At 62.4% G+C, this 25,762-nt stretch carries 24 protein-coding genes; 14 read left to right on the top strand and 10 right to left on the bottom strand.

All coding sequences use genetic code 11. The features are described 5' to 3' along the window. The first annotated feature begins 15 nt into the window (after nucleotides 1-15). The 8 genes from JG746_RS20520 (at nucleotide 16) to rimO (ending at nucleotide 7,406) form a co-directional block, all read left to right on the top strand. Nucleotides 16-888, top strand: coding sequence for a LysR family transcriptional regulator (locus tag JG746_RS20520; protein ID WP_202354439.1), 873 nt, complete (start codon nucleotides 16-18; stop codon nucleotides 886-888). Nucleotides 889-1,131: 243 nt separating this feature from the next. Continuing rightward, complete coding sequence (locus JG746_RS20515; RefSeq protein WP_069092147.1) at nucleotides 1,132-1,662, top strand: hypothetical protein; 531 nt, start codon at nucleotides 1,132-1,134, stop codon at nucleotides 1,660-1,662. A 417-nt stretch (nucleotides 1,663-2,079) separates the two neighbouring features. Then, entirely contained in the window at nucleotides 2,080-2,877 is a 798-nt protein-coding gene (locus JG746_RS20510) for a sterol desaturase family protein (protein WP_202354438.1), read from the top strand. A gap of 143 nt (nucleotides 2,878-3,020) precedes the next feature. Continuing rightward, nucleotides 3,021-3,827 carry an alpha/beta fold hydrolase gene (locus JG746_RS20505; RefSeq protein WP_202354437.1) on the top strand — a complete coding sequence of 269 codons (807 nt, stop codon included), beginning with the start codon at nucleotides 3,021-3,023 and terminating at the stop codon, nucleotides 3,825-3,827. A 66-nt stretch (nucleotides 3,828-3,893) separates the two neighbouring features. Continuing rightward, on the top strand, nucleotides 3,894-4,592 hold the full coding sequence (locus JG746_RS20500; RefSeq protein ID WP_202354436.1) for a DUF2161 domain-containing phosphodiesterase: 699 nt from the start codon (nucleotides 3,894-3,896) through the stop codon (nucleotides 4,590-4,592). A 56-nt stretch (nucleotides 4,593-4,648) separates the two neighbouring features. Beyond that, nucleotides 4,649-5,056, top strand: a complete 408-nt coding sequence (locus JG746_RS20495) for a DUF930 domain-containing protein (protein WP_010909428.1) — start codon at nucleotides 4,649-4,651, stop codon at nucleotides 5,054-5,056. A 185-nt stretch (nucleotides 5,057-5,241) separates the two neighbouring features. Next, entirely contained in the window at nucleotides 5,242-5,928 is a 687-nt protein-coding gene (locus JG746_RS20490) for a TerC family protein (RefSeq protein ID WP_202354435.1), read from the top strand. Between the two features lie 164 nt (nucleotides 5,929-6,092). Continuing rightward, complete coding sequence (rimO, locus tag JG746_RS20485) at nucleotides 6,093-7,406, top strand: 30S ribosomal protein S12 methylthiotransferase RimO (RefSeq protein WP_202354434.1); 1,314 nt, start codon at nucleotides 6,093-6,095, stop codon at nucleotides 7,404-7,406. Between the two features lie 71 nt (nucleotides 7,407-7,477). On the opposite strand, the gene JG746_RS20480 is transcribed toward rimO, so the two are convergent. The 8 genes from JG746_RS20480 to JG746_RS20445 form a co-directional block, all read right to left on the bottom strand. Next, nucleotides 7,478-8,545: a BMP family ABC transporter substrate-binding protein gene (locus tag JG746_RS20480; RefSeq protein WP_069092151.1), complete on the bottom strand. Its 1,068-nt coding sequence runs from the start codon at nucleotides 8,543-8,545 to the stop codon at nucleotides 7,478-7,480. A gap of 51 nt (nucleotides 8,546-8,596) precedes the next feature. Continuing rightward, nucleotides 8,597-9,517: an ABC transporter permease gene (locus JG746_RS20475; protein ID WP_202354433.1), complete on the bottom strand. Its 921-nt coding sequence runs from the start codon at nucleotides 9,515-9,517 to the stop codon at nucleotides 8,597-8,599. Further along, nucleotides 9,517-10,647, bottom strand: coding sequence for an ABC transporter permease (locus JG746_RS20470; RefSeq protein ID WP_202354432.1), 1,131 nt, complete (start codon nucleotides 10,645-10,647; stop codon nucleotides 9,517-9,519). The genes JG746_RS20475 and JG746_RS20470 overlap by 1 nt, the downstream gene beginning before the upstream one ends. Continuing rightward, nucleotides 10,644-12,221 (bottom strand): ABC transporter ATP-binding protein, encoded by a 1,578-nt coding sequence (locus tag JG746_RS20465; protein WP_202359414.1) that lies wholly within the window; start codon nucleotides 12,219-12,221, stop codon nucleotides 10,644-10,646. The genes JG746_RS20470 and JG746_RS20465 overlap by 4 nt, the downstream gene beginning before the upstream one ends. Nucleotides 12,222-12,354: 133 nt before the next feature. Continuing rightward, entirely contained in the window at nucleotides 12,355-13,332 is a 978-nt protein-coding gene (locus JG746_RS20460; RefSeq protein ID WP_202354431.1) for a quinone oxidoreductase family protein, read from the bottom strand. Nucleotides 13,333-13,360: 28 nt separating this feature from the next. After that, entirely contained in the window at nucleotides 13,361-14,167 is an 807-nt protein-coding gene (pcsA, locus tag JG746_RS20455; protein WP_202359413.1) for a phosphatidylcholine synthase, read from the bottom strand. A gap of 23 nt (nucleotides 14,168-14,190) precedes the next feature. After that, the gene (locus JG746_RS20450; RefSeq protein WP_095788751.1) at nucleotides 14,191-14,805 is read right to left on the bottom strand and encodes a DUF1326 domain-containing protein; all 615 of its coding nucleotides are present in this window, start codon (nucleotides 14,803-14,805) and stop codon (nucleotides 14,191-14,193) included. A 14-nt stretch (nucleotides 14,806-14,819) separates the two neighbouring features. Continuing rightward, nucleotides 14,820-15,749: a DUF2182 domain-containing protein gene (locus JG746_RS20445; protein WP_202354430.1), complete on the bottom strand. Its 930-nt coding sequence runs from the start codon at nucleotides 15,747-15,749 to the stop codon at nucleotides 14,820-14,822. 70 nt (nucleotides 15,750-15,819) lie between these two features. Between JG746_RS20445 and JG746_RS20440 the strand changes: the two genes are divergently transcribed. Continuing rightward, on the top strand, nucleotides 15,820-17,034 hold the full coding sequence (locus JG746_RS20440; protein WP_202354429.1) for a UbiH/UbiF family hydroxylase: 1,215 nt from the start codon (nucleotides 15,820-15,822) through the stop codon (nucleotides 17,032-17,034). A 148-nt stretch (nucleotides 17,035-17,182) separates the two neighbouring features. Beyond that, complete coding sequence (gene hspQ / locus JG746_RS20435; protein ID WP_019858091.1) at nucleotides 17,183-17,506, top strand: heat shock protein HspQ; 324 nt, start codon at nucleotides 17,183-17,185, stop codon at nucleotides 17,504-17,506. A gap of 128 nt (nucleotides 17,507-17,634) precedes the next feature. Here the strand turns inward: hspQ and JG746_RS20430 are convergent, their stop codons facing one another. Further along, nucleotides 17,635-18,264 (bottom strand): invasion associated locus B family protein, encoded by a 630-nt coding sequence (locus JG746_RS20430; RefSeq protein WP_135864814.1) that lies wholly within the window; start codon nucleotides 18,262-18,264, stop codon nucleotides 17,635-17,637. Nucleotides 18,265-18,497: 233 nt separating this feature from the next. On the opposite strand from JG746_RS20430, the gene JG746_RS20425 reads away from it, so the two are divergent. Next, nucleotides 18,498-20,318, top strand: a complete 1,821-nt coding sequence (locus tag JG746_RS20425) for an extracellular solute-binding protein (RefSeq protein ID WP_202354428.1) — start codon at nucleotides 18,498-18,500, stop codon at nucleotides 20,316-20,318. A 16-nt stretch (nucleotides 20,319-20,334) separates the two neighbouring features. Then, a complete protein-coding gene (locus JG746_RS20420; protein ID WP_202354427.1) occupies nucleotides 20,335-21,015 on the top strand; it encodes a DsbA family oxidoreductase in 681 nt (226 codons plus the stop codon). 34 nt (nucleotides 21,016-21,049) lie between these two features. Here JG746_RS20420 and JG746_RS20415 read toward each other — a convergent pair whose 3' ends face one another. Then, a complete protein-coding gene (locus tag JG746_RS20415; RefSeq protein WP_202354426.1) occupies nucleotides 21,050-21,502 on the bottom strand; it encodes a hypothetical protein in 453 nt (150 codons plus the stop codon). Nucleotides 21,503-22,146: 644 nt separating this feature from the next. Here JG746_RS20415 and JG746_RS20410 point away from each other — a divergent pair. Both JG746_RS20410 and mgtE read left to right on the top strand, forming a co-directional pair. Next, the gene (locus JG746_RS20410; RefSeq protein ID WP_202354425.1) at nucleotides 22,147-24,039 is read left to right on the top strand and encodes an ABC transporter ATP-binding protein/permease; all 1,893 of its coding nucleotides are present in this window, start codon (nucleotides 22,147-22,149) and stop codon (nucleotides 24,037-24,039) included. 272 nt (nucleotides 24,040-24,311) lie between these two features. Further along, nucleotides 24,312-25,676 (top strand): magnesium transporter, encoded by a 1,365-nt coding sequence (gene mgtE / locus JG746_RS20405; RefSeq protein WP_202354424.1) that lies wholly within the window; start codon nucleotides 24,312-24,314, stop codon nucleotides 25,674-25,676. Nucleotides 25,677-25,762: the final 86 nt, after the last annotated feature.

Raw genomic sequence — 25,762 nt, 5'->3', positions numbered from 1 at the left:
CGCCGGGAGGTCACGATGAACTGGGACAATGCGCGCTTCTTCCTGGAAATTGCGCGTGCGGGCACGCTGCGCGGCGCCGCCCGGCGGATGCGTGTCGATCAGGCGACGGTCGGCCGACGGCTGGCCGCGTTGGAGGAAGAACTCGGCGCGCGGCTGTTCCTTCGCACGCCGTCGCTTTATGTGCTGACGCCGGCCGGCGAAGCGCTGGTCGAGCCGGCCGAAGCGATCGAGCGGTCCGTCGCCCAGATGGAGCGACGGGTAATGGGCATCGACGAGCGGCTGATCGGCTCTGTGCGGGTGGCCACGACCGACTCGCTCGGCAAGCGGTTCGTCATTCCGGCCATCGCCCGCATGCGCGCCGAACATCCCGGCATCGAGGTCGTCTGCCTGACCTCGCAGGACGTCGCCAGCCTGACCCGGCGCGAGGCCGACATCGCCATCCGCACCATCCGGCCCGACGCGCCCGATCTGATCGTACGCCGCCTCGCCACGCTCAAAACCGGAATCTATGCCTCCCGTGCCTATCTCGCCGCGCGAGGCACGCCAGCCTCCGGCAACAGGTTCGCGGGCCACGATCTCGTCGAGTACCAGCAGCCGGTGGCGCCGACGATGCCTTCCGCCCTTTGCGGAGAGCCGGCCGGCGCCGGCAAGGTGGTGTTCCGCACATCATCATCCGTCACCCTTGTCGAGGCGACGGCGGCCGGCATCGGCGTTGCCGAACTGCCCTGCTATCGCGCCGACGCCGAGCCGGAGCTGGTGCGGATCATGCCCGACCGCTCGGCCGATTTCGACGTCTGGCTCGTCGCTCATGCCGATCTTTACAAGACCGCGCGGATTCAGGCGCTGATCCGCGAACTGGTCGCGGCGTTCGATCCGGCCACACGATGACTGAGTGCGTCAGCTGAAGGACCATGGCAGGCAATGGCCGCCGAAACTTACCGATTGCGGAGAATATCTCCTCTTATTAGCTACCCGCTAATGCGTTCGCATCGCCATATTAGGTTTCGTGCATGAATAGGAGTAGGGTCTTCAATGGCGCGCACTAGGCATGGGGCAGCAGCCAACTCCAAAGAGCGGGAGCTGACCGTTGTGACGCGCAGATCACCCTGACGCTCGCGAGGGGAGTAAGCAATGCGCATCCATTCAAGCCGTGTGTTTTTGGCATCTATTGCCGTCGCTTGGGTATCTGCCGCTGTGGCAGCCGACAAAACCGATGAGCAACTGATTGAGAATGCGATTTCGGCAGCACCTGAGGCAGTCGGCAAAAACGCCGCTGTCGTGAACTGGGAGATGAAGACGCTCAGAAAAGGCACGAACGGCTTCACTTGCATCCCTGACGACCCTGGCACTCCCACAGACGATCCCATGTGCACAGATGAGAACGGGATGGCGTGGATGCACGCGATCATGTCCAAGAGCGCGCCGCCCGAAGGCAAGGTCGCTTTCGCCTACATGCTGAAGGGGGGCGATGCGGCGAGCAATGCCGATCCCTATGCCCCAAGGCCGCCCGCAGACGGCAAATGGGTACACGATGGCCCACACGTAATGGTCATGAACGCCCCGACCATAATGGCGTTGTATCCCCACGAGCCGGATCAGACACAGCCATATGTCATGTTCCCCGACACGCCCTATGCGCACCTGATGATTCCAGTGAAATAGTCCAGGTCGGAACCTGCCACCTTTATGGTGGCAGGTCACCTCAAGGACGGAAGTCCGGTTGGTCAAGCTCTCGGCCATAACGTCCATGGCGGGGTGTCCTGTGCTGACCCTAGGCCGCGGTGGCAAGGACATTTCGCGACTGCCAAGATGGAAATAGAAAACCCCACCGGCAGGGTACCGGAGGGGTTAGTCCTGGGAGGACGCGCGGCACGCGCTGCGTTTGTCGACCGCGCCTTGCCCACATATCGCCCGGTTGCGACGCCGGTGTGACACTGTGACAAGCGCCACGATCCCATCGCCCGGCCATGCGTGCGGCTCGGACGCCGGCATCAAGCCTTTGGAAAGGAGAAATGTGGTTCTGTCCGGAAGCTGGGACGTGAGTGGTGCTGGCCAAAGGCGGGCGACAGAGGCGGGCGAATGGATTTATTTGGCATAAAGGGGCTGTTGATCTGCGCGTTGATCTTCATTCCGTTCGAACATCTGTTCGCCGAGCGGCCCCAGAAGGCCCTACGCAAGGGCCTGGGTGTCGACCTGATCTATGTGCTGTTCAATGGCCTCATCATAAAAGCGGTCATCGTTGTGATCGCGGCCAACACACTCGAAGCCGCCGCAATCCTCGTTCCGCAATCAATTTCGCAGGCCGTCGGCGGCCAGCCCGTCTGGCTGCAGGTTCCCGAAATCATCCTGATCACCGACATCGGCGTCTACTGGGCACACCGGGCCTTCCACGAAATCCCCGCGCTTTGGAAATTCCACGCGGTGCACCACGGCATCGAGGAACTGGACTGGCTCGGCGCTTTCCACTCCCACCCCTTCGACGCCATCCTGACCAAGGCATTGTCGCTGACGCCGATCTTTTTTCTCGGCTTCTCCGAAGCCTCGATCGCCGTCTTTTCGGTCATCTACTTCTGGCACACGCTGCTTGTTCATTCGAACCTGCGGATTCCGTTCGGCCCCTTGAAGTGGCTGATCGCCAGCCCGCAGTTCCATCGCTGGCACCACGCCAACCAGCGCGAGGCATACGACAAGAACTTCGCCGGGCAATTGCCTGTCCTCGACATGGTCTTCGGCACTTACAATGCCACCGGCGACAAGGTGCCGGAAAAATACGGCGTCGATGATCCGATCCCCGCCAGCTATTTCGGGCAAGTCAACTATCCGCTCATGCCGGACGAGAAACGATCGAACCGTCCGGTGCCGAGCACCAAAGCCTGACGGCCGGCACCGGCGGCGCAGGATTTTTGCCGCTCGGATTGGTGGTGTCGCCAAGTGGCAGCAGACGTTCCGTCGCGGCTTGGTTTCGGCTGATGCCGGCAATAATTGCAGGTCCTGCGCGTTCGCCTCGAGGCTTTCCCGGCATGGACCATCACGACGACGACCTAGCGAAATTCGAAGCGCATGGCGCGACACCCCTGCCGGCCGCAAGGGACGAAGGCCATGTGGAGCATGAAGGCGCAAGAATCTGGTACGCCAGCTTTGGCGCCGGCCTTCCCGTGATCTTGCTGCATGGCGGCCTTGGCCACAGCGGCAATTGGGGATTTCAGGTCCCCGCGCTGGCCAAGGCCGGCTATAGGGTCGTGGTGATCGACAGCCGCGGCCACGGGCGCAGCAGCCGCGACGAACGGCCGTACAAATACGAGCTGATGGCTTCCGATGTCCTGGCCGTGATGGACACGCTGCACCTGAAGCAGGCGGCTATGGTGGGTTGGAGCGACGGCGCCTGCGTTGCCTTGATCCTTGGCATGAAAGCCGCCGACCGCGTCACCGGCGTGTTCTTCTTCGGCTGCAACATGGACCCGAGCGGCACCAGGGAATTCGAGCCCAGTCCCGTCATCGATCGCTGTTTTGCCCGGCACGCCAGGGACTATGCCGCATTGTCGGCGACGCCGGATCAGTTCGACGCATTCGTCAAAGCCGTCGGCCTGATGATGAAAACCGAACCCAACTACACCGCCGCCGACCTGGCAGGCACGCGCGTGCCCGTGGCAATCGTTCAAAGCGAGCATGACGAGTTCATCAGACACGAGCACGCGAGTTATCTCGCAAGCAGCATCCCGGCATCGGAATTGGTCATCCTGCCCGGCGTCAGCCATTTCGCGCCGCTGCAGCGGCCCGGGCGGTTCAACACCGTGCTGCTGGCCTTCCTCGAAAAATTCCATTCTTGAGACCTTTGGGTGCCCCGCGCCGAAGCTGGAAGGCTTTTTTGCGTCGAATCGGCTAAGCCTCAAGGCATGAACGAGACCTCACTCTACGCGCCGGTGAAGCGGTTCCTCGAAAGTCTAGACTTCGTCGTGAAGGGCGAAATCGGCGGCTGCGACATCGTCGCGCTGCGCGACGGCGAGCCGCCGGTGGTCGTCATCTGCGAATTGAAGTTGCAGTTCAATCTGGAACTCGTGCTGCAATGCGTCGACCGTGCGGCGGCTTGCGACGAAGTCTGGCTGGCGGCGCGCATGTCGGCGCGGGGCAAGGGGCGTGAAAGCGATGCCCGGTTCCGCAATCTCTGCCGCCGCCTTGGTTTCGGCGTGCTTGGCGTGACAGCCAATGACAAGGTCGAGGTGCTTGTCAGTCCCGCCGCGCCCGAGCCGCGCAGGAACGCACGGCGGCGATCCCGCCTTGTCGACGAGCATCAGCGCCGCCGCGGCGATCCCGTCGCCGGTGGAGGGTCGCGCAATCCGATCATGACCGCCTACCGCCAGAGCGCTCTCACCTGCGCCGCCGCGCTTATCGACGGCCCCAAACGGCCGCGCGATCTCAAGGCCTTGACGCCGATCGCGCCGAAGATCCTGCAGCACAATGTCTATGGCTGGTTTGCGCGCGTCGACCGCGGCCTCTACGATCTCACCGATGCCGGCCGCGCCTCGCTGATCCGTTGGCCGCAGACCCCGCTCGATGATGTCCGACACGAGATTTTGATTGCGTCGACCCCCTGAATGCCGGGGCTTGCCGAGCATGAAGCGGCCCTCTTGGTTGATTTTTCAGACAAAACATGCTGCTTGTCCCGCCCATGAAGACACTATGCATGATGGCCATTGCGTCGCTGACGCTGGCTTTCCCGGCCAGCGCAATGGACAATGCTTTGCGTGCCGGGCTGATGAAACTTGATCCGCAGACACGCCTCGAACAGCGCTGCGATGCCGAAGTCCTGGACAGGATCACGCACGATGACCGCAAGTTCAAGGCCGACCGGGTCGTCGCCTACGCCTTCGCGACGCCCGAGATGAGCGCTGATGCGATCAGGAGTCCGGGTGCGGCGTTCCGCAGCAAGGGACAGTGGTATCGGCTGAAATTCAAGTGCCAGACCGGGCCGGACCATATGGACGTCCTGCAGCTGCGCTACCGGATCGGCGACGAAATTCCGGAAGCCGACTGGGCGAAGTACAATCTCTACGATTAGTTTTTCGCGGACTTGGTTTGGCTTCGGCCCACGAGCCGGCCGCGGCTGAGAATCCCCTGTTATACCCCTGCCACGAAAGTGGTTTTCCAGTGTTGTCTGTCGCTGCGTCTTGACGCCAGCGGACCATGCCTTTAGGCCCGTCTGGACATTCGACAACGAACACTCGGCGAAGGGCTTCCAGGTCGATGGAAATATTTACCGCCGCGGGCTTATCGGCTCTTCTCCAGGTCATCGCCATCGACCTTGCGCTCGCGGGCGACAATGCCATCGTCATCGGCCTCGCCGCGGCCGGCCTGCCGGCCGCCCAGCGCAAGCGTGCCATCCTCGTCGGCATCGCGGCGGCCACCGTGCTGCGCATTTTCTTCGCCCTGATCACGCAATGGCTGCTGACCATCGGCCCAATGCTGCTGATCGCCGGCGGCCTGCTTTTGCTGTGGGTGTGCTGGAAGATGTGGCGCGAATTGCGCGTCAGCCACGATGACGAGCGCAACGCGACCGAAGCGCTGTCGAATGGCGATTTCGACAAGGACGGGGTCATTGGCGGCAAGGGATCCGGCAAGACCTTCTCCCAGGCCGCCTGGCAGATCGTCATTGCCGACGTGTCGATGTCGCTTGACAATGTCCTGGCCGTGGCCGGCGCGGCCATGAACCATCCGACGGTGCTGATCATCGGACTGGCCCTGTCGATCGCCTTGATGGGCTTTGCCGCGTCGTTCGTCGCGCGCCTGCTGCACAAATACCGCTGGATTGCCTATATCGGCCTGGCAATCATCCTCTATGTCGCGGTCAAGATGCTGCTTGACGGGGCCGTGCAGCAATTCCCCGAGCACTTCGCTTTCCTGGCGCCCTGGTTCGGATCCGGAGGCCACTAAGCCCCCTGATGGCGTGGACCAGCCTGTCCGCCGGTTTGCTTGATTGGCCAACCCGTGCTATTGCGCCGCGCGTATTGGCTCCTGCCATGCGCCACAGACCGACATTTACAGCGATTTGAGGCCGGACCAGCGTTTCGGCCCGTGCCCCCATTGGAAACTTGCCTATGTCCGCCCCTCGCGTCAGTTTCGTCAGCCTTGGATGCCCGAAGGCGCTCGTGGATTCAGAGCGCATCATCACGCGCCTGCGCGCCGAAGGCTATGAGATCGCCCGCAAGCATGACGGCGCCGATCTCGTCGTGGTCAACACCTGCGGTTTCCTGGATTCCGCCCGCGACGAGTCGCTGAACGCCATCGGTTCGGCGCTCTCGGAAAACGGCAGGGTCATCGTCACCGGCTGCCTCGGCGCCGAGCCGGACGTCATCCGCGAGAAGCACCCCAACGTGCTGGCGATCACCGGGCCGCAGGCCTATGAGAGCGTCATGGCAGCCGTGCATGAGGCAGCCCCTCCCTCGCACGATCCCTATATCGACCTGCTGCCGCCGCAGGGTGTCAAGCTGACACCGCGCCACTATGCCTATCTCAAGATCTCGGAAGGCTGCAACAACCGCTGCACCTTCTGCATCATCCCCGCACTGCGTGGCGACCTCGTTTCGCGCCCGGCGGCAGATGTGCTGCGCGAGGCCGAAAAACTGGCCAAGGCCGGCGTCAAGGAACTGCTCGTCATCTCGCAGGACACGAGCGCCTACGGCATCGACATCAAGTACCAGACGTCGATGTTCGGCGACCGTGAAGTGCGTGCGAAATTCCTCGATCTGTCGGAGGAACTGGGCAAGCTCGGCATCTGGGTGCGTATGCACTATGTTTACCCCTACCCGCATGTCGCCGATGTCATCCCGCTGATGGCCGAAGGAAAAATCCTCCCCTATCTCGACATCCCGTTCCAGCATGCTTCGCCACAGGTGCTGAAGAACATGCGCCGGCCGGCGCATGGCGAAAAGACACTGGAGCGCATTCGCGGCTGGCGCGACGTGTGCCCTGACCTTGCCATCCGCTCGACCTTCATCGTCGGCTTCCCTGGCGAGACGGACGAGGATTTCGAGATGCTGCTCGACTGGCTGGACGAGGCCAAGATCGATCGCGCCGGCTGCTTCAAATACGAACCGGTCAAGGGCGCCCGTTCCAACGATCTCGGCCTCGAGCAGGTGCCGCAGGACATCAAGGAAGCACGCTGGCACCGCTTCATGCAGCGCCAGCAGAAGATTTCGGCGACGCAGCTCGCAAAGAAAGTCGGTAAGCGCCTGCCGGTGCTGATCGACGAGGCGCACGGCACCTCGGCAAAGGGCCGCACCAAATATGATGCGCCGGAGATCGACGGCTCGGTCCACATCCAGTCGCGCCGTCCGCTGCGCCAAGGCGACATCGTCACCGTCAAGATCGACCGTGCCGACGCCTATGACCTCTACGGTTCGGCTGTCTGAGCCTTCAGTCGGTTTCTCCAGACAAATGGAAAGGGCGCCTCGCGGCGCCCTTTCCTATTCGGGTGCGCAGTTTACTGCGGCAGCTTGTCGTCGACGCCCTTCACGTAGAAGTTCATGCCGAGCAGCGTGCCGTCGTCGGCCACTTCACCGTCCTTCAGCCACGCCGACCCGTCCTGCTTGGCGATCGGTCCGGTGAAGGGGTTCCAGCCGCCGGCGATCTTCTTCTCGGTCGCCTCGGCCATCGCCTTCACGTCGTCGGGCATGTTGGTGTAGGGCGCGAGCTTGACCGCGCCGTCCTTGATGCCGAGCCAGACATTGTCCGGCTTCCAGGTGCCGTCGATGGCTGCCTGCACGCGGCTGATGTAGTAGGGCCCCCATTCGTCGGTCAACGAGGTCAGCTGCGCATTCGGCGCGAACTTGATCATGTCGGACGACTGGCCGAAGCCGTGCAACTTGCGCTCCTCGGCCACCTGCAGCGCGGCGGTCGAATCGGTGTGCTGGACGATGATGTCGGCGCCCTGGTCGAACAGCGCCTTGGCGGCGTCGGCTTCCTTGCCCGGATCGAACCACGAATTGACCCAGACGATCTTGGCCTTGAAGTTCGGGTTGATCGACTGCGCGCCGAGCATGAAGGAGTTGATGCCCATCACCACTTCGGGAATCGGGAAAGAGACGATGTAGCCGGCGACGCCGGATTTCGATTCCTTGGCGGCGATCTGGCCGAGCACGTAACGGCCTTCATAGAAGCGGGCATTGTAGATGCCGAGATTGTCACCGGTCTTGTAGCCGGTGGCGTGCTCGAACATCACTTTCGGAAACTTCTTGGCGACCTTCACTTCGGCATCCATGAAGCCGAACGAGGTGCCGAAGATGAGCTTGCAGCCTTCGCGCGCCAGGCGCTCGAAAGCACGGTCGGCGTCGGGACCCTCGGAGACATTCTCCAGATAGGCAGTCTCGACCTTGTCGCCGAGCGCCTTCTCAACCTCGAGCCGGCCCTGGTCGTGCTGGTAGGAATAGCCGAAATCGCCGATCGGGCCGGTATAGACCCAGCAGGCCTTCAACTTGTCGGCAGCCTCCGCGGACGCGGCCAGCGACAATGCCGCTGTCGTCGTCATCAGGGCAATAAGCAGTTTTTTCATCGTGTTACCTCTCTGTGTTAAGCCTTGGAGCTTCCCGTCTTTTTGTTTTTGTCAACGATCCGGAACGAATGGCTGCCCCAGGGATGCCGGCGTGTTCATCATCGTCAGACGCTTGTTGCGCGAGATTAGAACGAGAACCACGACGGTTGCCAGATAGGGCAGAGAAGAAAGCATCTGCGAGGGCACCGGAATGCCAAAAGCCTGTGCATGAAGCTGGCCTATCCACACCGCGCCGAAGATGTAGGCGCCAGCCAGCACCCGCCACGGCCGCCACGACGCGAACACCACGAGCGCCAGCGCGATCCAGCCGCGGCCCGCGGTCATGTTCTCGACCCATTGCGGCGTGTAGACCAGCGACAGATGGCCGCCGGCCAGACCGGCGCAGGCGCCGCCGAAGATCACCGCCAGATAGCGGTAGCGGATGACCTTGATGCCGAGCGCATGCGCCGAGGTGTGGCTGTCGCCGATCGAGCGCAGCGTGAGGCCGGTGCGCGTCTTGAACAGGAACCACATGACGGCGGCGGTCAGCGCGATCGAGATGTAGAACACCGGATCCTGGCCGAACAGCAGCTTGCCCACGACCGGGATGGAGCTCAGGCCGGGAATGTCGAGATTGGGCAGCCTGACACCGGGCTGGCCGACGAAGCTGGTGCCGATCATGCCGGAGAGGCCGAGGCCGAGCAGCGTCAGCGACAGGCCGGTCGCCACCTGGTTGGTGGCCAGCGACAGCGTCATGACGGCAAACAGCAGTGAGAACACCGCCCCCATGGCGATCGCCGCCAAAAGGCCGATCCAGGGCGAGCCGGTCAGATAGCCGGCCCCGAAGCCGCCGACCGCGCCCATTATCATCATGCCTTCGACACCGAGATTGAGCACGCCGGAGCGCTCGACCACCAGTTCGCCGATCGCCGCGATCAACAGCGGCGTGGCGGCGGTTGCGATGGTCAGGAGGATGTTGACGGTGATGTCCATCAGCGGGCTTCCTTCAACTTCGGCGCGGCTTCGAGCTTTGCCGCGCCTTCTTGTTTCGTCAGCGCCAGGCCGATCAGGCGGATGCGGTAGTGGATGAGCGTGTCGCAGCCGAGCACGAAGAACAAAAGCATGCCCTGGAACACCCGCGCCACCTTGTCGGAAATGCCGAGCGCGCTTTGCACCGCCTCACCGCCGAGATAGGTCAACGCCAGTACGAGGCCGGCGGCGATGATGCCGAGCGGATTGAGGCGGCCGAGGAACGCCACGATGATGGCGGTGAAGCCGTAACCGGGCGAGATCACCGGCTGCAATTGCCCGATGGCGCCGGAGACTTCCGAAATGCCGGCAAGGCCGGCCAGCGCACCCGACAGCAGGAAGGCGAAGAACACCATTCGGTTGAGGCCGAAGCCGGCGAAGCGCCCTGCCCGCGGGCTGGAGCCCAGCACGCGCACCTCGAAGCCCTTGAGCATGCTGCCCATCAGGATCGAGATTAGCACCGCGGCAACCAGCGCAAAGACAAAGCCCCAGTTGGCGCGTCCGGCATCCGGCATCAACTCAGGCAGCACGGCGGAGTCGCCGAACTGGATCGTCTGTGGGAAACCATGGCCCTGCGGATCGCGCCAGGGGCCGCGCACCAGCCAGTCGAGGAAGAGCTGGGCCACATAGACCAGCATGAGGCTGGTCAGGATCTCGTTGGTGTTGAAACGGGTCTTCAGAAACGCGGGGATCGCCGCATAGGCCGCGCCGCCGACCATGCCGAGCAAAAGCATCAGCGGCAGCACCAGCGGCCCTTCGAACTGCGGAAACAGCACCGGAATGGCGGAGCCGAAGATGGCGCCGAAGACGAACTGGCCCTCGGCGCCGATGTTCCAGATGTTGGCCTTGTAGCAGACCGACAGGCCGACCGCGATCAGGATCAGCGGCGCCGCCTTGATCGCCAGCTCATGCAGCTGCCAGACCTGGCTGACCGGTTCGACGAAATAGATCCGGAACGCGGTCAACGGGTTGACCCCGAGCAGCGCGAACATGATGGCCCCGGCGATGATCGTCAGCGCGAAGGCGATGAACGGCGACAGGGCCGAAAACAGCGCGGAGCGCTGCGGGCGTTTGACGAGTTCGAGGCGCATCATGCCGTCTCCAGCGTGTGTTCGGCGTGGCCGGGTTCGGCGCCGCCCATCAGCAGGCCGACCTTCTCGAAGGTCGCTTCGGCGATCGGCATCGGCTTGGACAGTTCGCCATTGTGCATGACCGCGATCGCGTCCGATATTTCGAACAGCTCGTCGAGATCCTGGCTGATCACCAGCACCGCCGATCCGCTGCGCGACAGCTCGATCAGCGCCTGCCGGATATGGGCGGCGGCGCCGGCGTCGACGCCCCAGGTCGGCTGGTTCACCACCATGACGCTTGGCCGCCGGTCGAGTTCGCGGCCGACGATGAATTTCTGCAGGTTTCCGCCGGACAGTGCCGCCGCTTCCGGATCCGGCGCGCTCTTGCGCACGTCCATCGCCTCGATGATACGTTGGGAGGCAGCGTAGATGGCGCCGCTCTTGACCATCCCGCCGGCGCCGACAAAAGCCTTGCCGTCGGTGGCATGGCGCGACAGAAGCAGGTTTTCCGAGAGTTTCATGCGCGGTGCGGCACCATGGCCGAGGCGCTCTTCCGGCACGAAGGCGGCGCCCAGCAGGCGCCGTCCGGTGATGGTGAGGCCGCCGGCATCCTTGCCGCGGATGCGCACCGAGGCGGCATCCTGTTGCAACACTTCGCCGGAGACGGATTCGAAGAATTCGCCCTGGCCGTTGCCGGCGACACCGGCAATGCCGATCACCTCGCCGGCGCGGACATTGAGGCTGATGTTCTTGAGCGGAATGGAGAACGGCGTCGCCGGTTTGCGGGTGAGACCTCGGATTTCGAGCAGCGGCTGTGCGGTTTCGATCCCCGCCACCGGCGCCCGCACCACGGCCTGAACCTCGTTGCCGACCATCATGCGGGCGAGCGAGGAGGCGGTCTCCTCGCGCGGGTTGCAGTGACCGACCACCTTGCCATGCCGCAACACGGTGGCACGGTCGCAGATGCGTTTGACCTCTTCCAGCCGGTGCGAAATGTAGAGGATCGATTTGCCTTCCGAGCGCAGCCGCTCCAGCGTCTCGAACAGCTTGTCGGCTTCCTGCGGCGTCAGCACCGAGGTCGGCTCGTCAAGGATGATGAGTTGCGGCGTCTGCAGCAGGCAGCGGATGATCTCGATGCGCTGGCGTTCGCCGACCGATAGATCGCCGACAAGCGAGTCCGGATCGAGCGGCAGGCCATAGCTGTAGGAAAGCGCCCTCGCCTTCGCGGCGATGCTGCTGATCGGCGAGCCGTCGTCCAGGGAAAGCGCGATGTTCTCGGCCGCGGTCAGCGCCTCGAACAGTGAAAAATGCTGGAACACCATGCCGATGCCGAGTTTCTTGGCAGCGCCCGGGCTGGTGATCCGCACCGCCTGGCCGTTCCAGAAAATCTCGCCGGAATTGGGCTCCAGCGAGCCGAACAGCATCTTGACCAGCGTCGACTTGCCGGCGCCGTTCTCGCCGAGCAGCGCGTGGATTTCACCTTTGGCGATGTTGAGGTCGATATGGTCGCACGCCGTCAACGTGCCGAATATCTTGGTCAGGCCGCGAACCTCGAGCAGGTTCGCCCCATCATGATTTGCACTCACAGTGCCTCCCATCTGGTTCACCAGATATGTTCTGTGTTCCCGCAAGCATGGTAGGCGCCGCCGGCTCTCAACGGAAAGCGGCACGCGTCTTGAAAGAGCTTCAAGAATTTCAGCGGAAATTCAAGGGATAGCAAGCCTGGCGGGACTAAGGGATGAGAATGGTCGTCCCCGTGGTCCTGCGACCCTCAAGGTCGGCATGCGCCTTGCCCGCATCCTTCAGCGCATAGCGCTGGTTGATCTGGATCTTGACGGCGCCGCTCAGCACCACCTCGAACAGCGCGGCCGCGGAGGCATCGAGGTCCTCGCGTTTTGCGTTGTAGACGAACAGCGTCGGCCTGGTGACGAACAGCGAGCCTTTCTGCGCCAGCAACGACATCGAGAAGGGCGGGATCGGTCCCGATGACTGACCGAAACTGACGAACATGCCGAGCGGCTTCAGGCAGTCGAGCGAGGCCGGGAACGTGTCATTGCCCACCGAATCGTAAACGACGTCGCATTTCTTGCCGCCGGTGATGGCCGTGACGCCGGCGACGAAGTCCTGCTCCCTGTAATTGATGACATGGTCGAAACCATGCGCCTTGGCGAGCTCGATCTTGTCGGTCGAGCTTGCCGTGCCGATGACGGTTGCGCCCAGATGCTTCGCCCACTGGCCCAGAATGAGCCCGACGCCGCCGGCCGCCGCATGGAACAGGATCGTGTCGCCCGCCTTCACCTTGAAGGTCCGGCGCAGCAAATATTCTGATGTCATGCCTTTCAGCATCATCGCGGCCGCCTGCTCGTCGCTGATGCCCTCTGGAATCTTGACCACGAGGCTGGCGGCGATGACGCGTTGCTCGGCATAGGCACCGACACCAGTCGAATAGGCGATCCGATCACCCGGCTTCAGCCAGTCGACGCCCTCACCGACTTCCAGCACGACGCCGGCGGCTTCGCTGCCGGGAATGAGCGGAAAACCGCCGGGCGGCGGATAGAGACCGGAGCGATGATAGACATCGATGAAGTTGAGGCCGATGGCCGTATGCCGGACCAGGATCTGTCCGGAACCAGGCCGGCCGGGTTCGGTGTCCTCATAGGTCAGAACTTCCGGGCCGCCATGGGCGTGGATGCGGATGGCTTTGGACATGGATTGGGATTCCTCTGGGAGCGGCTGATCAGGCCTTTTTGGCGCCGAGATTTGGAAAGAACTGCATGATGCCACCGATGCAGGCCAGGTAGAGCCCGGTAATGGTGATGCCGATCTTGATGAAAGTGCTGACCTGTTCGCCCAGGACGCCGATCTGGTCGTAGAAGGCGGCGAGCGCCGCCTGGGCAAGGGCAAGCGCACCGAAGGCGCACCACAGAAGGGTCATTGTGAGATTGATGGGCCGCAGCCGCACGACCCGCACCGGATGAATGAAATTGATCGGGACGAACGTCAGAATGCCGGCCACCACCACCACCGCGAACGACACCCATTGTCCCGGTTCGATGACGAACAGCGTGAACACCACCATGTTCCAGACAACAGGGAATCCCTTGAAGAAATTCTCCTTCGTTTTCATGCCGGTGTCGGCATAATAGATCGCGCTGGAGACGACGATGATCGCCGCCGACAGGAACGACAGGCCCTCGCCCATGAAGCCGCGCTGGTAGAGCGCGAAGGCCGGGATCAGCACATAGGTCACGTAGTCGATGATGTTGTCGAGCAGTTCGCCCGACCAGGTCGGCAGGATTTCCTTGACCTCGAGCTTCCTGGCGATGGGTCCGTCGATGCCGTCGACGAACAGCGCCAGGCCGAGCCACCAGAACATCGCCGTCCAGCGTTCCTCACTCGCCGCCACCAGCGACAGGAAGGCAAGGAACGAGCCTGACGCCGTCAGCAGATGGACCGAGAACGCCCTCGCCTGCGGCCAGGTGACCTTCTTCTTCGGTCGCGGAATCCGGTCCGTGATTTTCTTGGCGGCTTTCCGTGCCGCCATGTTCCTGGCCGATGTGTTCTTGCTCACGGGCCCCGCCAATCCAGCTTGCAGATTTCGGCCGAGCGGCCGGCAAAATTCCAGTTGCGGCCAAAGGCTCGCATCTTGCTCTTGTCGGACCTCGCCACGATGATCTCCGGCGCAATCCAGTATTCCGAATTGGTGATCACCGTATCCTTCTCGCGATCCTTGCCCGCGATTGGGGTGACGGCGCCATCGATGATCTTCGGTATCTGGAAGATACGCGTCTTGTCCCGTGTCTCATAGGTGATCGGCACCTGTTCGACACCCAGGAATTTTCCGACCAGGATCGACAGCAGCGATGTGGTTCCGCCGGCCTTGCCGGTGAAGATCTTCGTCAAGGCCTTGACCGCGTAGATCGAGGCGCGTTTGTCGATGAAGAGGCCGGCGGTCCAGTTGCCGCGGCTCATGTAGCCGGGGATTTCCATGATCAGCCCAAGGTTGAGGCCGGACAGGTCAACTTCGCCGAAATGGCCGGCATCGATACGGAAGCCCGCCCAGGTCTGGCAATAGCCCTCGGTCGGAGGGTGACTGCCAAGCGACAGCACGCAGGGGCAAAAAACCGTGCAATTGCAGGAGAGTACGAGCTCTCCTTTCATCGCCCAGCCCTGATCTGTCATTGAAGTTCCCCCACTCACAGCGAGATTACTAGCAGCGCGGCTGCCCAGACAAGCAGTATCGCACCGGCCAGCCGGGTTGGAAGACGTCCCGTGGTCTGTTTTTCGATCAGGGTGAACAGGCCGATCAGCGCCATCCAGAAGATGTTCATCACACCGACGGCGAACATAACCAGCATCAGCGCCCAGCAGCAGCCGAGGCACCAGATGCCTTGCGCGGCGCCAAGCCGGAAGACGCGGATCGGTCTGGTGCTCCAGTTCGAAAACAGGATCGAGAACGGATTGCGGCATTTCGTCAGGCAAGCTTCCTTGAGGCCGCTGAACTGATAAAGGCCAGCGACCAGCAGTGCGAGCGCGCCGGCAATGCCAAGCAGCGGATCGTAGATTTCACCCGACGCGGCGAATGCGTGCACGAAGAGCGTTAGTGCCGAAAACAGCATCGAGGCGGCGAGCCAAACGCCGAGATAGCCGGCAACGAGCATCAGCGGATGGACGACCGGCTCGCCCTTGATCCGGGCCGTATCGGCGATCTCGCAATAGGTGCGGATCATCGGTGCCGCGGATGGCAGCATTGCGGCGATCGCCATCAGGAACCACATCAGGATCAGCGCCAGGGCACGCGGGACGACGCTGGCATCCAGCGTCGCCGGCGACAGGCAGAGCACGAAGAACCGTTCCAGGAAATCGGGCAGCGGCAACTGCGGCAGATCGCGCAGAAAAGTGTCGCCGGGCATGCTGCCCCCGGCCTCGGCGCCACGAATCGCCATCGTGGCCAACAACAGCCAGGCGAGCAGAATGCTTACGCCGACGACGATATTGACCGTCAAACGTGGGTTGCGCGTGATGTCAGCCGTGGCGCGGCCGGCGCGGTCGAGATGGCTGAAATCGTCCTGGTGGCCGGTCATGATACCCGAATGGGCCGAATCGCCGCGTTGATCAAGTCGCATGAACTGACCTATATGCTTATCGACTGGCCGGCCTGGTGGCCCGCCCCGCATCGCAAGCCGGAACCCGACCTTGGAGCATCAGGAAACAGCGCCGATACTGATTGCCGGCACCGGGCCGGCAGGGCTGATCGCGGCGCTGGCTTTCGCCGATGCCGGCTTCCCGGTGACGCTGGTCGGACCTGAGGCATCGGCCCCAGATGGCCGCACCACGGCGCTGATGAACCCTGCACTGAAAGTGCTTGAGCGGCTCGAGGTTCTCGAAGTCATCAGGCCCAAGGCCGCTCCCTTGAAAGTCATGCGCATCGTCGACGCGACGAGCCGGCTGATCCGCAGCCCCGTCGTCACCTTCCGCGCCAGCGAGATCGACGAGGACCAGTTCGGGCTGAACCTGCCCAACAGCGTCCTTGGACCCGCGCTTGCCGCCAAGGTGGCCGCCCATTCCGGGATCGAATGGCGCAGGTCGATGGTGAGGACCTGGCATCTCGATGCCGATCGGGCTCATGCCGTCCTCGCCGACGGCAGCGAGGTCGGCGTGTCACTGGCGGTCGCCGCCGATGGACGCCAGTCGCCCGCGCGCGAGGCTGCGGGCATTTCGACCGGTTCACACGCCTATCCCCAGGCCGCGCTTGTGCTCAATTTCGGCCATAGCCGTGAACATGCCTTCACCTCGACCGAGTTCCACACGGAAACCGGTCCGTTCACGCAGGTTCCGTTGCCCGGCAATCGCTCAAGCCTCGTCTGGGTGGTTAAGCCCGAGACTGCCAAGGAACTTGCGGCACTGGATGACGCAACGCTCTCGCTGCGGGTCGAGCAGCAGATGCAGTCGATGCTGGGTCGGGTGACGGTGGAGCCGGGCCGCCAGATCTATCCGCTTTCGACCGTAACGCCCCTGCGTTTCGCGCGAGACCGGGTGGCGCTTGTCGGGGAAGCCGCGCATGTGTTCCCGCCGATCGGTGCGCAAGGCCTCAACCTTGGCATCAGGGATATCGACGATCTGGTTGGAATCGCAAATGAAAATCGCGAAGATCCAGGCGCGGCCAAGGCCCTTGCCGCCTACGATTTCAAGCGCCGGCCCGATATTCTGGCGCGCAGCAGCGCGGTGAACCTCCTCAACATGTCGCTGCTCTCCGACATGCTGCCGGCGCAGATGGCACGCGGCGCCGGTCTCGGCGTGCTCGGCGTCTTTGCACCGCTGCGCGCCTTCTTCATGCGCGAAGGGCTTCGTCCCGGCAGTGGTTTTGCGGCACTCGCGGGCGGCCTGCGAAAACCCATGCGGCAGCAGTAGCGATTTTGCGGATTTTATCGCGGCATCGCGACGTCAATCAAAACCTTTGCGCGGCATTCTGCGTAGCTTCAAGGCGCTCAGACGCTTCGGGATTGAATTGACTCGGAGTCTGCGCCAAATAAAGTCAAGGAATTCAGTGGTGAGTACGATGAAAACAGCCAAATTTGCGATCGGACAGGTGGTTCGCCACCGGCTGTTTCCGTTTCGAGGCATCATTTTCGACGTCGACCCGCAGTTTGCCAACACCGACGAATGGTATGAAGCCATTCCCGCCGATGTGCGGCCGCGCAAGGATCAGCCGTTCTACCATCTGCTCGCCGAGAATTCGGAAACCGAATACATCGCCTATGTGTCGGAGCAGAATCTGCTCGAGGATCGGTCGGGCGAACCGGTCCGCCACCCGCAGATCAAGGAGATGTTCGACAAGAGGCCGGATGGGCGCTACGAGCCGAAACGCCAGTCAAGGCACTGACCTCGCGGCATTCCGGCCGGCCGCCCGGAAAATCCAGGCCAGCCGGAAAATCCAGGCCAGGGCCAGACACGAAAAAAGCGGGGCATGACCCCGCTTTTTCTTTGCCTCCACAGTGGCCGAGCCGGTGATCAGTTGGCGGTCTTGGCCTTGTCCTGCTCGTCCTTGAGCTTCTTGGCGAAGTCCTGGTTGTTCTTGGCGACGAAATCCTGCAGCTTCTTCTGCCGGTCCTCGATGTCCGACTGCTGCAGCGGCGGGCCGTCATAGGCGCCGCTGAAGCCCTGGAGCGCGATCTTGATCGGGTTGGCCTGGTTCTGGAAATTGATCGAGGTCAGCGTGATCCCCTGACCCTTCTTGAACGAGGCGACCAGTTGGTCGGTCAGCGGCACTTCGGCCACGCAACGATCCGGGAAGCAGATGACATAGTCGAGCTTCTGCGCCTTGCCAGTGTCGATCTGCAGGCCGATACCGGGAGGCACCAGGCGGCCGGTCGGGACCGTCACCTGAAACACCTTGCGGTTCACCTTGCCTTTGAGTTCGATCAGGCTGACACCGGTGACGAGCTGGCCGTTGCCGGCAGTGACGATGTTCTGGACGTTGCAGATATCGACGTCTTCCTGCTTGGTGCAGGCCTTGAACCAACCCTGTGGAATCTGTTGCTGCTGCTGTGCGGAAGCAGAGGGAAGTCCCGCGCCCAGAAAGCCGACCACGCCCGCGGCCATGACCGAAAGGCGGTACGCATTGCTGTTCAGGCTCGTCATCTCGTGCACTTCCTCTCAAATGATCCCGGAACCGGCTTCTCTACGCCGTGTGGTCCAGCTACCTGTTGCCGAAATGAGGCAACAGAATGACTTCGGACGGCGTGTTACACTGCAAGCGGTGCCGAATCCAGCCCGTTCACTTGTAATTCTTGATGACACGATTGGCCGGCAACGAGCTGCCTCATGCTAGGGTGCGCACCGAATCATCAAGCCGACCTGTTAAGGAGACGGTCATGGGCCGCGTTCTTGTTTGGCTGATCACCGCGATATCGCTTTTCACCCTTTCGCTGCGACCAGCCATGTCGGAACCGAAGCATGCCATCGCCATGCAGGGCGAGCCGGCGCTACCGCCCGACTACACCCATTTCGACTACGTCAATCCCGATGCGCTGAAGGGTGGCAACATCACCTATTGTGTCGTCGGCAGCTTCGACAACCTCAACCCCTTCATCCTGAAAAGCCTGCGCACGACGGCGCGCGGCATGATGGATCTGACCTACGGCAACCTCGTTTTCGAGCCGCTGATGCAGCGCAATTACGACGAAGCCTTCAGTCTCTATGGCCTGCTCGCCGACAGCGCGGACATGGATGCCGAGCGCAAGTCGATCGAATTCCACCTCAACCCCAATGCAAAGTGGTCGGATGGCGAGCCGGTGACGCCGGAGGATGTGCTGTTCACCTACGATGTCTTCACCGACAAGGGCCGCCCGCCCTACAACGCACGCATGAGCCTGATCGCCAAGCTTGAAAAGACCGGTGATCACAGCGTACGCTTCACCTTCAATGACAAGGCCAATCGTGAAACGCCTCTGATCATCGCGTTGACGCCTATCCTGCCGAAACATGCCTTCGACAAGGAGACTTTCGACAAGACAACGCTGAAGCCGCTGATTGGCAGCGGACCTTACACCATTGCCCAGGTGGCGCCGGGCCAGCGCATCGTGTTCAAACGCAACCCCGATTATTGGGGCAAGGATGTCCCGGCCAAGCGCGGCTTCGACAATTACGACCAGATCACCATCGAATATTTCCTCAACGCCAACGCCAAGCTCGAGGCTTTCAAGAAAGGCCTCTGCGCCATCGACGACGACGGCGATCCGGTCAAACGGGAGCGCGACCTGGACTTCCCGGCCTTCCACAGGGGCGAGGTGGTTTCCGAGACCTTCGACACCGGCATTCCACCGGTGGTGAGCGGTTTCCTGTTCAACACGAGGCTGCCGAAGTTCTCCAATCCGGTGGTTCGGCGCGCGCTCGGCATGCTTTACGACTTCGAATGGGCGAACAAGAACCTGTTCGGCGGCAAATACACCCGAACGATGAGCTATTGGCAGAACTCCGAGCTTTCCGCGCTCGGCCATCCTGCCGACGACAGGGAGAAGGCGTTGCTCGCCCCCTACCCCGGCCGTGTGCCGCCTGACGTCATGGACGGCACCTGGAAACCGCCCGTGACCGACGGTTCGGGCCAGGATCGCAAGGTGTTGAAGGCAGCCTTCGATCTCCTGAAAAGCATCGGTTACCACGTGCAGGACGGTACGATGCTCGATCCCGACGGCAAACCTTTCGCATTCGAGATCCTGACCGCTTCGCAAGACGAGGAGCGGCTGGCCGGCATCTATCAGCGCACGCTGGAGAAGATCGGCATCAACGTCAGCATCCGCAGCCTCGACGGCGACCAGATCCAGTCACGCAAGCAGCGCTTCGATTTCGAGGCCCTGATCGGATCCAGCGGCTTCAACAATTCACTGTCGCCAGGCTTCGAACAGCTTGGGCGCTGGGGCTCCGAGGCGGCCAGGGCTGAAGGCTCTTTCAATCTCGCCGGCGTTGCCGATCCGGCGGTCGATGCGGCGATCGAAGCGATGCTGCGCGCCCGCTCGAAGGAGGACTACGTCGCCGCCGTTCGCGTTCTCGACCGGCTGCTGATCTCGGGCAACTACATGGTGCCCATGCAGTACAACACGCAGCAGTGGCTTGCTTACTGGAATTATCTGGAACATCCGAAGAAGACGCCCATATTCGGCTATCAGCTGCCGACATGGTGGCGCAAACCAAACTGAAAATCCGGAGATCGAGATGAGCGAAGCGACCGCCATAACCGTCGACGTGGTGTCGGATGTCGTCTGCCCCTGGTGCTTTATTGGCCAGAAGCGGCTGGACAAGGCGGTTGCCGCGGCCGGGGATGTCGATGTGCACATACGCTGGCGGCCGTTCCAGCTCGATCCGACCATTCCGTCGCAAGGCAAGAATCGCCGGGAGTATATGCGGGCCAAGTTCGGCAGCGACGAGCGCATTCGCGAGATCCATGCCCGTATCGAGCCGCTTGGCGAGGCAGAGGGCATTTCCTTTGCCTTCGATGCCATCAAGGTGGCGCCGAACACGCTCGATGCCCACCGCCTGATCCGTTGGGCGGGTGCTGCCGGGGAAGCCGTGCAGAACAGGCTGGTCCGCCGCCTGTTCCAGTTGAATTTCGAGGAAGGGGTCAACATCGGCGACCATGCCGTGTTGGTCGAAGCCGCCCGCGAGGCCGGCATGGATGCGTCCGTGGTCGCCACGCTCTTGCCGACCGACGCCGATGTCGAAGCGGTGCGCACCGAGATCGCCACGGCGTCGCGCATGGGCATATCGGGCGTGCCGTGCTTCCTGCTTGAAGGCAAATATGCCGTGATGGGGGCTCAGGACGTCGACACGCTGGCGGATGCCATCCGCCAGGTGGCGGCGGCGAAGGCTCGGGGCGAATTGGACAAGGTCGGCTGAGGCCGGTGATCCATCGCCTGCGGTAAGAACAGGCCTACTTCACCGTCACCTTGGCCTTACTGATGAAAAATCCATGGCCGTTCATTGCCGCGCAGGCCAGACCCTTCGTTGACGATTGGCAGGAAAACGGCCCGGCGCTCCAGCTGTTGCCGTAGGCGAGCCTTGTGACATCGCTGCAGCAAGGCTGTTCGCCGGGGTTCTTGATCAGCGTCGCCGGCCCCTTGGGGCCAAGGATGATGGTGATGTAACTCGGCTCGACGCGCGAGCAGCTTAGTTCCGGGCCGCCATCCCTGGGCTCGTAGGTACTCGTGCCCCCTTTCGGCGTGTAGATGCAGCCAATGTTGCCCGACGGTGCGTTGAACTCGATCTGGCCCTCGGCGCCGGCCGGAATGCTCTGTTCGGCTGCATTCGCGAAGGATCCCCAGGCAAAGAGGGATAACCAGGCGATGAGGTTGAAAGCTGCGAATGCGGTTGCGCGCGTGAGCATGGGGAAGCCTCCCGTTGGACAACCATGGGTGTCGACAACGCCTCGAAAGGTTCAATCCCGAACCCGGGATTTGTCAACGCCGCTCCAGCCGATCGATCCCGGCGCCATGGTCAGGCATGTCGGGTTCAAGGCGGTTAAGTGATGATCGGCGAATACGCCTCACCGCAGAGACCGTTTAGGGTCATTTCTCGGCCTCCGGCAAGGCCGACAGCGGCAGGAATCAGGCATCAAAGGACGGCCCGTTTTCGGGAATTTGGTTAGCCGCAATGAGAAAATCGGCCTGCCGGGCAAGCCAAAACGAGTCACAAAATCGTGCGGAAACCTTCCCCAAGGGAAGGTTTTGGCCTGCTGCTTCGCTACCGGGTAACTATCTCAAATTATTACGTTAAATGACACTTCGGCCGGCTTCCGCGCTGCATTTTGACGGCCTGTTCTGTTGCCTTCCCGACACGTCCGGTACTTCAATCTCTCCGACCCCCTACAAAAATTAATGGAAAATGATCAATTGGTGTTACTATCCGTAACAAAACAAAAAAGGTTTGGGCGGGATCGTGATTCGGATCGGCAAACGATCGCAGGAGTCAGTACCGGATAGACTACACCGCGGAGCCGCGGGGCCGTCGCAATTAACGCCGGTATCCTCGATGCGCAGCTTCTGGGGCCTGATGAGGGCCTACTGGTTCTCGGATCGGTGGACGGAAGCCTGGACACTCACCGTCGTCATCGCCCTGCTGACGGCACTTTCCAGCAAGGCCGGCGTATGGTTTGCCGTGGCGCTGGGCGAGTTGGGCAATTCGATTGCCTTTTTCCACGATGCCGCCAACACCAGCCCGCTGCGGGCGATTCTGACCAATGCCGGCATATTGGTGCTGCTGGTCGTGCTTAAGGATGCCGGGTTCACCGGCGTGCGTGGTCTTGTCTCGGCAACCCTCCACCGCAAATGGCGCGGCTGGCTGAACAGCCAGTTCAACCAGGCCCTGCTCGACGGCAATCATACCCATTTCCATGCCCAGCATGGTTCGGTGGCTGGCGGTATCGTGGCTCCCGACAACATCGACCAGCGCATCCAGGAATCGATCAAGGACATGACGGGAGGGGCGATCGGTCTCGCCATGGGCGTTCTGGGTGTCGCGACGTCGCTCTATTTCATCGGCGAAAATCTGATCGGATCCTCGGTCGAGGTCAAAGGGCTGGAGTTCCTTGGCAGTTATGGCAGCGCGGCGCTGGCCTTCCTCGCTGTCGCCACTTACGTGCCGCTGAACACCTGGATCGCGGTCAAGCTTGGCCGCTTGCTCGAGCGGCTCAATATCCGCATGCAGCAGGCCGAGGGCAGCTACCGCAGCGAACTGACGACGTTCCTGCGCCGCAGCTTCCATGTCGCCGCCTCGCATGGCGAGGATGTGCAAAAGTCGATGCACGACAAGCTCTACGTCGATATCGACAAGACCTGGGGCAAGCTCAATGTCGTCAACAACAGCTACACGTCGTTCGAGCTGATCTACAACTTCCTCGGCGCCCGGATCGTCGCCTATGGTCCCGGTCTGGTGTCGTTCATCCACAATCGCCTGGACTACAAGGGCTACATAACCGGCTCCGAAATGGTCGCCCAGCTGATCAGCCAGTGCTCGTGGTTCATCCATGTCATGCCCGCCATCGCCACGTTGCGCGCCAACAGCCAGCGTGTCACGGAACTGGCGAACGCGATCGAGAACGTCCAGCATCCGCAGGCGTTCTACAGCCAGACCGGTCAGTCCGACTTCCACTATGCCAGCCAGAACCCGGTCTTCGGCCTGACCATCCAGAAGCTCGAACTGGCGCACCAGGGCGAGGACGCGACGCCGTTCCTCAGCGCCGCCAATCTGCGCTTCCGGCGCGGCGAGTGGACGTTCCTCAAGGGCGAATCCGGTTGCGGCAAGACTTCTCTGATCAAGGCGATCAACGGCCTCTGGCCTTACGGCCGCGGCACCATCGTCTTCCCCGACGGCGTGAGAAGTTTTTATGCCGCCCAGGAGGTCAAACTGCAGCAGGTATCGCTGAAACAGCTGGTCTGCCTGCCGGGCTCGGAGCACGACCATAGCGATGCACAGGTCGCGGCCGCGCTGCACAAGGCCGGCCTTGGCGACTTCATCGAGCACATGGCCAATGAAAGCCGTGAAGGCAAAAGCTGGGATCAGGTCCTGTCGGGCGGCCAGAAACAGAAGCTGGTGGTGGCCCGCATCATCCTGCAGCAGCCGGGGCTGCTGTTCCTCGACGAAGCAACCGGTGCCCTCGACCCGGAAGGCAAGATCGCCTTCCACCAGGCGATCAAGGACAACTGCCCCGATGTGACGGTGATCAGCGTCATGCACGAAGCGGTGGCGCCACGATCGGCTGCCGGCACCGAGTTCTACCACTCGATCGTGTTGATCGCCGAAGGCGTCGCGACCAAGAAGCCGCTGGTCCCGACACTGCCGGTCGAACTCACCACGATTCTGAGCCAGCCACGGCCCGTCGAGGACAAATGGCTGCGTTTCTCGCGTCGGCTGAAGCAGAAATAACGTTGATTTCACCGCGACTTGCCGGGCAGCACGGCAGTCGGCGATCACAGTATCGCGATCGGAGCCGTCAGGCGCCGTTTTCCTCACTCACCGCGATTGACTCGGCAAGGCGCGCTCCTATGTTGCGCCGGCTTGCTGATAGTCAAACGCGAACCCGCAAGCGGAAAGGTCACCGCGCCATGCCTGGCGACAGTATTAGTCGAACGCAACCGCCGTCCGCCTAGACGTGACCTCCAATGGTTCATGTCCTGCCGGACGGCAAGGAGTGAACCATGAACGATTTTTCCCCCGTAGCGGACGACGAGGCTGTCGCCATCGCCCGCATCCTTGCCAACGACCATGTCGCCGACGTGGTCGAGGCGCTCAACCACGAATCGCGCGAAACCGCGACGGACCTGCTTTGCGCGGTCCCCTTCGAGCGGCTGGTCGAGATATTCGACCAGCCGGAACTCGACGGTGCGCCCGAACTCGCGGAGGCCCTGCCCCGCGCCAAGGCAAGCAAGCTGCTCACCGCCATGTCGGTCGACCGTGCGGCCGACATACTGCGCGAGCTCGATGAGCCGGCACGCTCCGAACTGCTCGGCGCACTGGCGCCGTCGCTGCGCGCGACCCTGTTGTCCATCCTGGGCTATCCCGAAGGCAGCGCCGCATCCATCATGACGACGGAGTTCGTCAGCGTTCCCTCTGACTGGACCGTCGGGCGCACGCTCGACTATATCAGAAAGGTCGAGCGGACGCGCGAGACCGTCTACGCGATCTACATCGTCGACCCGCAAACGCATCTCCTGGTGCGGTCGACCGGCCTGCGCCGGCTCATCACCGGTGAGCCGGACGACCCGATCCTGTCGGTGGCGCCGGATCGCGTGCCGGTGACGGTCACCCCACTGACCGATCGTGAAACCCTGGCGCAGACGATCTCCAAATACGATTTGCTGGCCGTGCCTGTCGTCGACCACGGCAAGATCCTCGGCATCGTCACGATCGACGACATCATCGACACGATGATAGAGGAGACGACGGAGGATGTGCACCGCTTCGGCGGCATGGAAGCGCTCGACGAGCCCTACATGAAGATGAGCTTCCTCGCCATGATCCAGAAGCGCGCCGGCTGGCTGTGCGCGCTGTTCCTCAGCGAAATGCTGACCGCCAACGCCATGCAGAGCTATGAGAGCGAGCTGGAAAAGGCGATCGTGCTCACGCTCTTTATCCCGCTGATCATGAGCTCCGGCGGCAATTCCGGCTCGCAGGCGACCTCCCTGGTCATCCGGGCGATGGCGCTGCGCGAGATCGGCCTGGGCGACTGGTGGCGCGTTGCCTTGCGCGAGCTGCCGACCGGCCTGGTGCTGGGATCGATCCTTGGCGTTGTCGGCGTCTGCCGCATCACGCTGTGGCAGTATTTCGGTTTCTACGACTACGGCCCGCACTGGCCGCTGATTGCCGCGACGGTCGGCGCGGCACTGGTCGGCATCGTCACCTTTGGTTCCCTCTCGGGATCGATGCTGCCCTTTGCCCTGAAACGGGTCGGTTTCGACCCCGCCAGCGCATCGGCGCCGTTCGTCGCCACGCTGGTCGATGTCACCGGGCTGGTGATCTATTTCTCGGTGGCGCTGGTCATCCTGCGCGGCACATTGCTGTAGCCGCGCCTGCCGTCTCCGCCGCTGGCCATGGCCGGCGGCGACTTCCGCCTCTCACGCTGTGGATGGTTCGTCGACCTTCATGGAGC

Source organism: Mesorhizobium sp. 113-3-3 (assembly GCF_016756495.1).
In the GTDB taxonomy this organism is placed as follows: domain Bacteria; phylum Pseudomonadota; class Alphaproteobacteria; order Rhizobiales; family Rhizobiaceae; genus Mesorhizobium.
The sequence above is the reverse complement of the archived record's forward strand: the minus strand, read 5'-3'. Positions and strand labels throughout refer to the sequence as shown.

What these genes read in the sequence shown, in the direction of transcription:
- JG746_RS20520 (WP_202354439.1), top strand. Translation starts at nt 16, where the DNA reads ATGAACTGGGACAATGCGCGCTTCTTCCTGGAAATTGCGCGTGCGGGC.
- JG746_RS20515 (WP_069092147.1), top strand. Translation starts at nt 1,132, where the DNA reads ATGCGCATCCATTCAAGCCGTGTGTTTTTGGCATCTATTGCCGTCGCT.
- JG746_RS20510 (WP_202354438.1), top strand. Translation starts at nt 2,080, where the DNA reads ATGGATTTATTTGGCATAAAGGGGCTGTTGATCTGCGCGTTGATCTTC.
- JG746_RS20505 (WP_202354437.1), top strand. Translation starts at nt 3,021, where the DNA reads ATGGACCATCACGACGACGACCTAGCGAAATTCGAAGCGCATGGCGCG.
- JG746_RS20500 (WP_202354436.1), top strand. Translation starts at nt 3,894, where the DNA reads ATGAACGAGACCTCACTCTACGCGCCGGTGAAGCGGTTCCTCGAAAGT.
- JG746_RS20495 (WP_010909428.1), top strand. Translation starts at nt 4,649, where the DNA reads ATGCTGCTTGTCCCGCCCATGAAGACACTATGCATGATGGCCATTGCG.
- JG746_RS20490 (WP_202354435.1), top strand. Translation starts at nt 5,242, where the DNA reads ATGGAAATATTTACCGCCGCGGGCTTATCGGCTCTTCTCCAGGTCATC.
- rimO (WP_202354434.1), top strand. Translation starts at nt 6,093, where the DNA reads ATGTCCGCCCCTCGCGTCAGTTTCGTCAGCCTTGGATGCCCGAAGGCG.
- JG746_RS20480 (WP_069092151.1), bottom strand. Translation starts at nt 8,545, where the DNA reads ATGAAAAAACTGCTTATTGCCCTGATGACGACGACAGCGGCATTGTCG.
- JG746_RS20475 (WP_202354433.1), bottom strand. Translation starts at nt 9,517, where the DNA reads ATGGACATCACCGTCAACATCCTCCTGACCATCGCAACCGCCGCCACG.
- JG746_RS20470 (WP_202354432.1), bottom strand. Translation starts at nt 10,647, where the DNA reads ATGATGCGCCTCGAACTCGTCAAACGCCCGCAGCGCTCCGCGCTGTTT.
- JG746_RS20465 (WP_202359414.1), bottom strand. Translation starts at nt 12,221, where the DNA reads ATGGGAGGCACTGTGAGTGCAAATCATGATGGGGCGAACCTGCTCGAG.
- JG746_RS20460 (WP_202354431.1), bottom strand. Translation starts at nt 13,332, where the DNA reads ATGTCCAAAGCCATCCGCATCCACGCCCATGGCGGCCCGGAAGTTCTG.
- pcsA (WP_202359413.1), bottom strand. Translation starts at nt 14,167, where the DNA reads ATGGCGGCACGGAAAGCCGCCAAGAAAATCACGGACCGGATTCCGCGA.
- JG746_RS20450 (WP_095788751.1), bottom strand. Translation starts at nt 14,805, where the DNA reads ATGACAGATCAGGGCTGGGCGATGAAAGGAGAGCTCGTACTCTCCTGC.
- JG746_RS20445 (WP_202354430.1), bottom strand. Translation starts at nt 15,749, where the DNA reads ATGCGACTTGATCAACGCGGCGATTCGGCCCATTCGGGTATCATGACC.
- hspQ (WP_019858091.1), top strand. Translation starts at nt 17,183, where the DNA reads ATGAAAACAGCCAAATTTGCGATCGGACAGGTGGTTCGCCACCGGCTG.
- JG746_RS20430 (WP_135864814.1), bottom strand. Translation starts at nt 18,264, where the DNA reads ATGACGAGCCTGAACAGCAATGCGTACCGCCTTTCGGTCATGGCCGCG.
- JG746_RS20425 (WP_202354428.1), top strand. Translation starts at nt 18,498, where the DNA reads ATGGGCCGCGTTCTTGTTTGGCTGATCACCGCGATATCGCTTTTCACC.
- JG746_RS20420 (WP_202354427.1), top strand. Translation starts at nt 20,335, where the DNA reads ATGAGCGAAGCGACCGCCATAACCGTCGACGTGGTGTCGGATGTCGTC.
- JG746_RS20415 (WP_202354426.1), bottom strand. Translation starts at nt 21,502, where the DNA reads ATGCTCACGCGCGCAACCGCATTCGCAGCTTTCAACCTCATCGCCTGG.
- JG746_RS20410 (WP_202354425.1), top strand. Translation starts at nt 22,147, where the DNA reads ATGCGCAGCTTCTGGGGCCTGATGAGGGCCTACTGGTTCTCGGATCGG.
- mgtE (WP_202354424.1), top strand. Translation starts at nt 24,312, where the DNA reads ATGAACGATTTTTCCCCCGTAGCGGACGACGAGGCTGTCGCCATCGCC.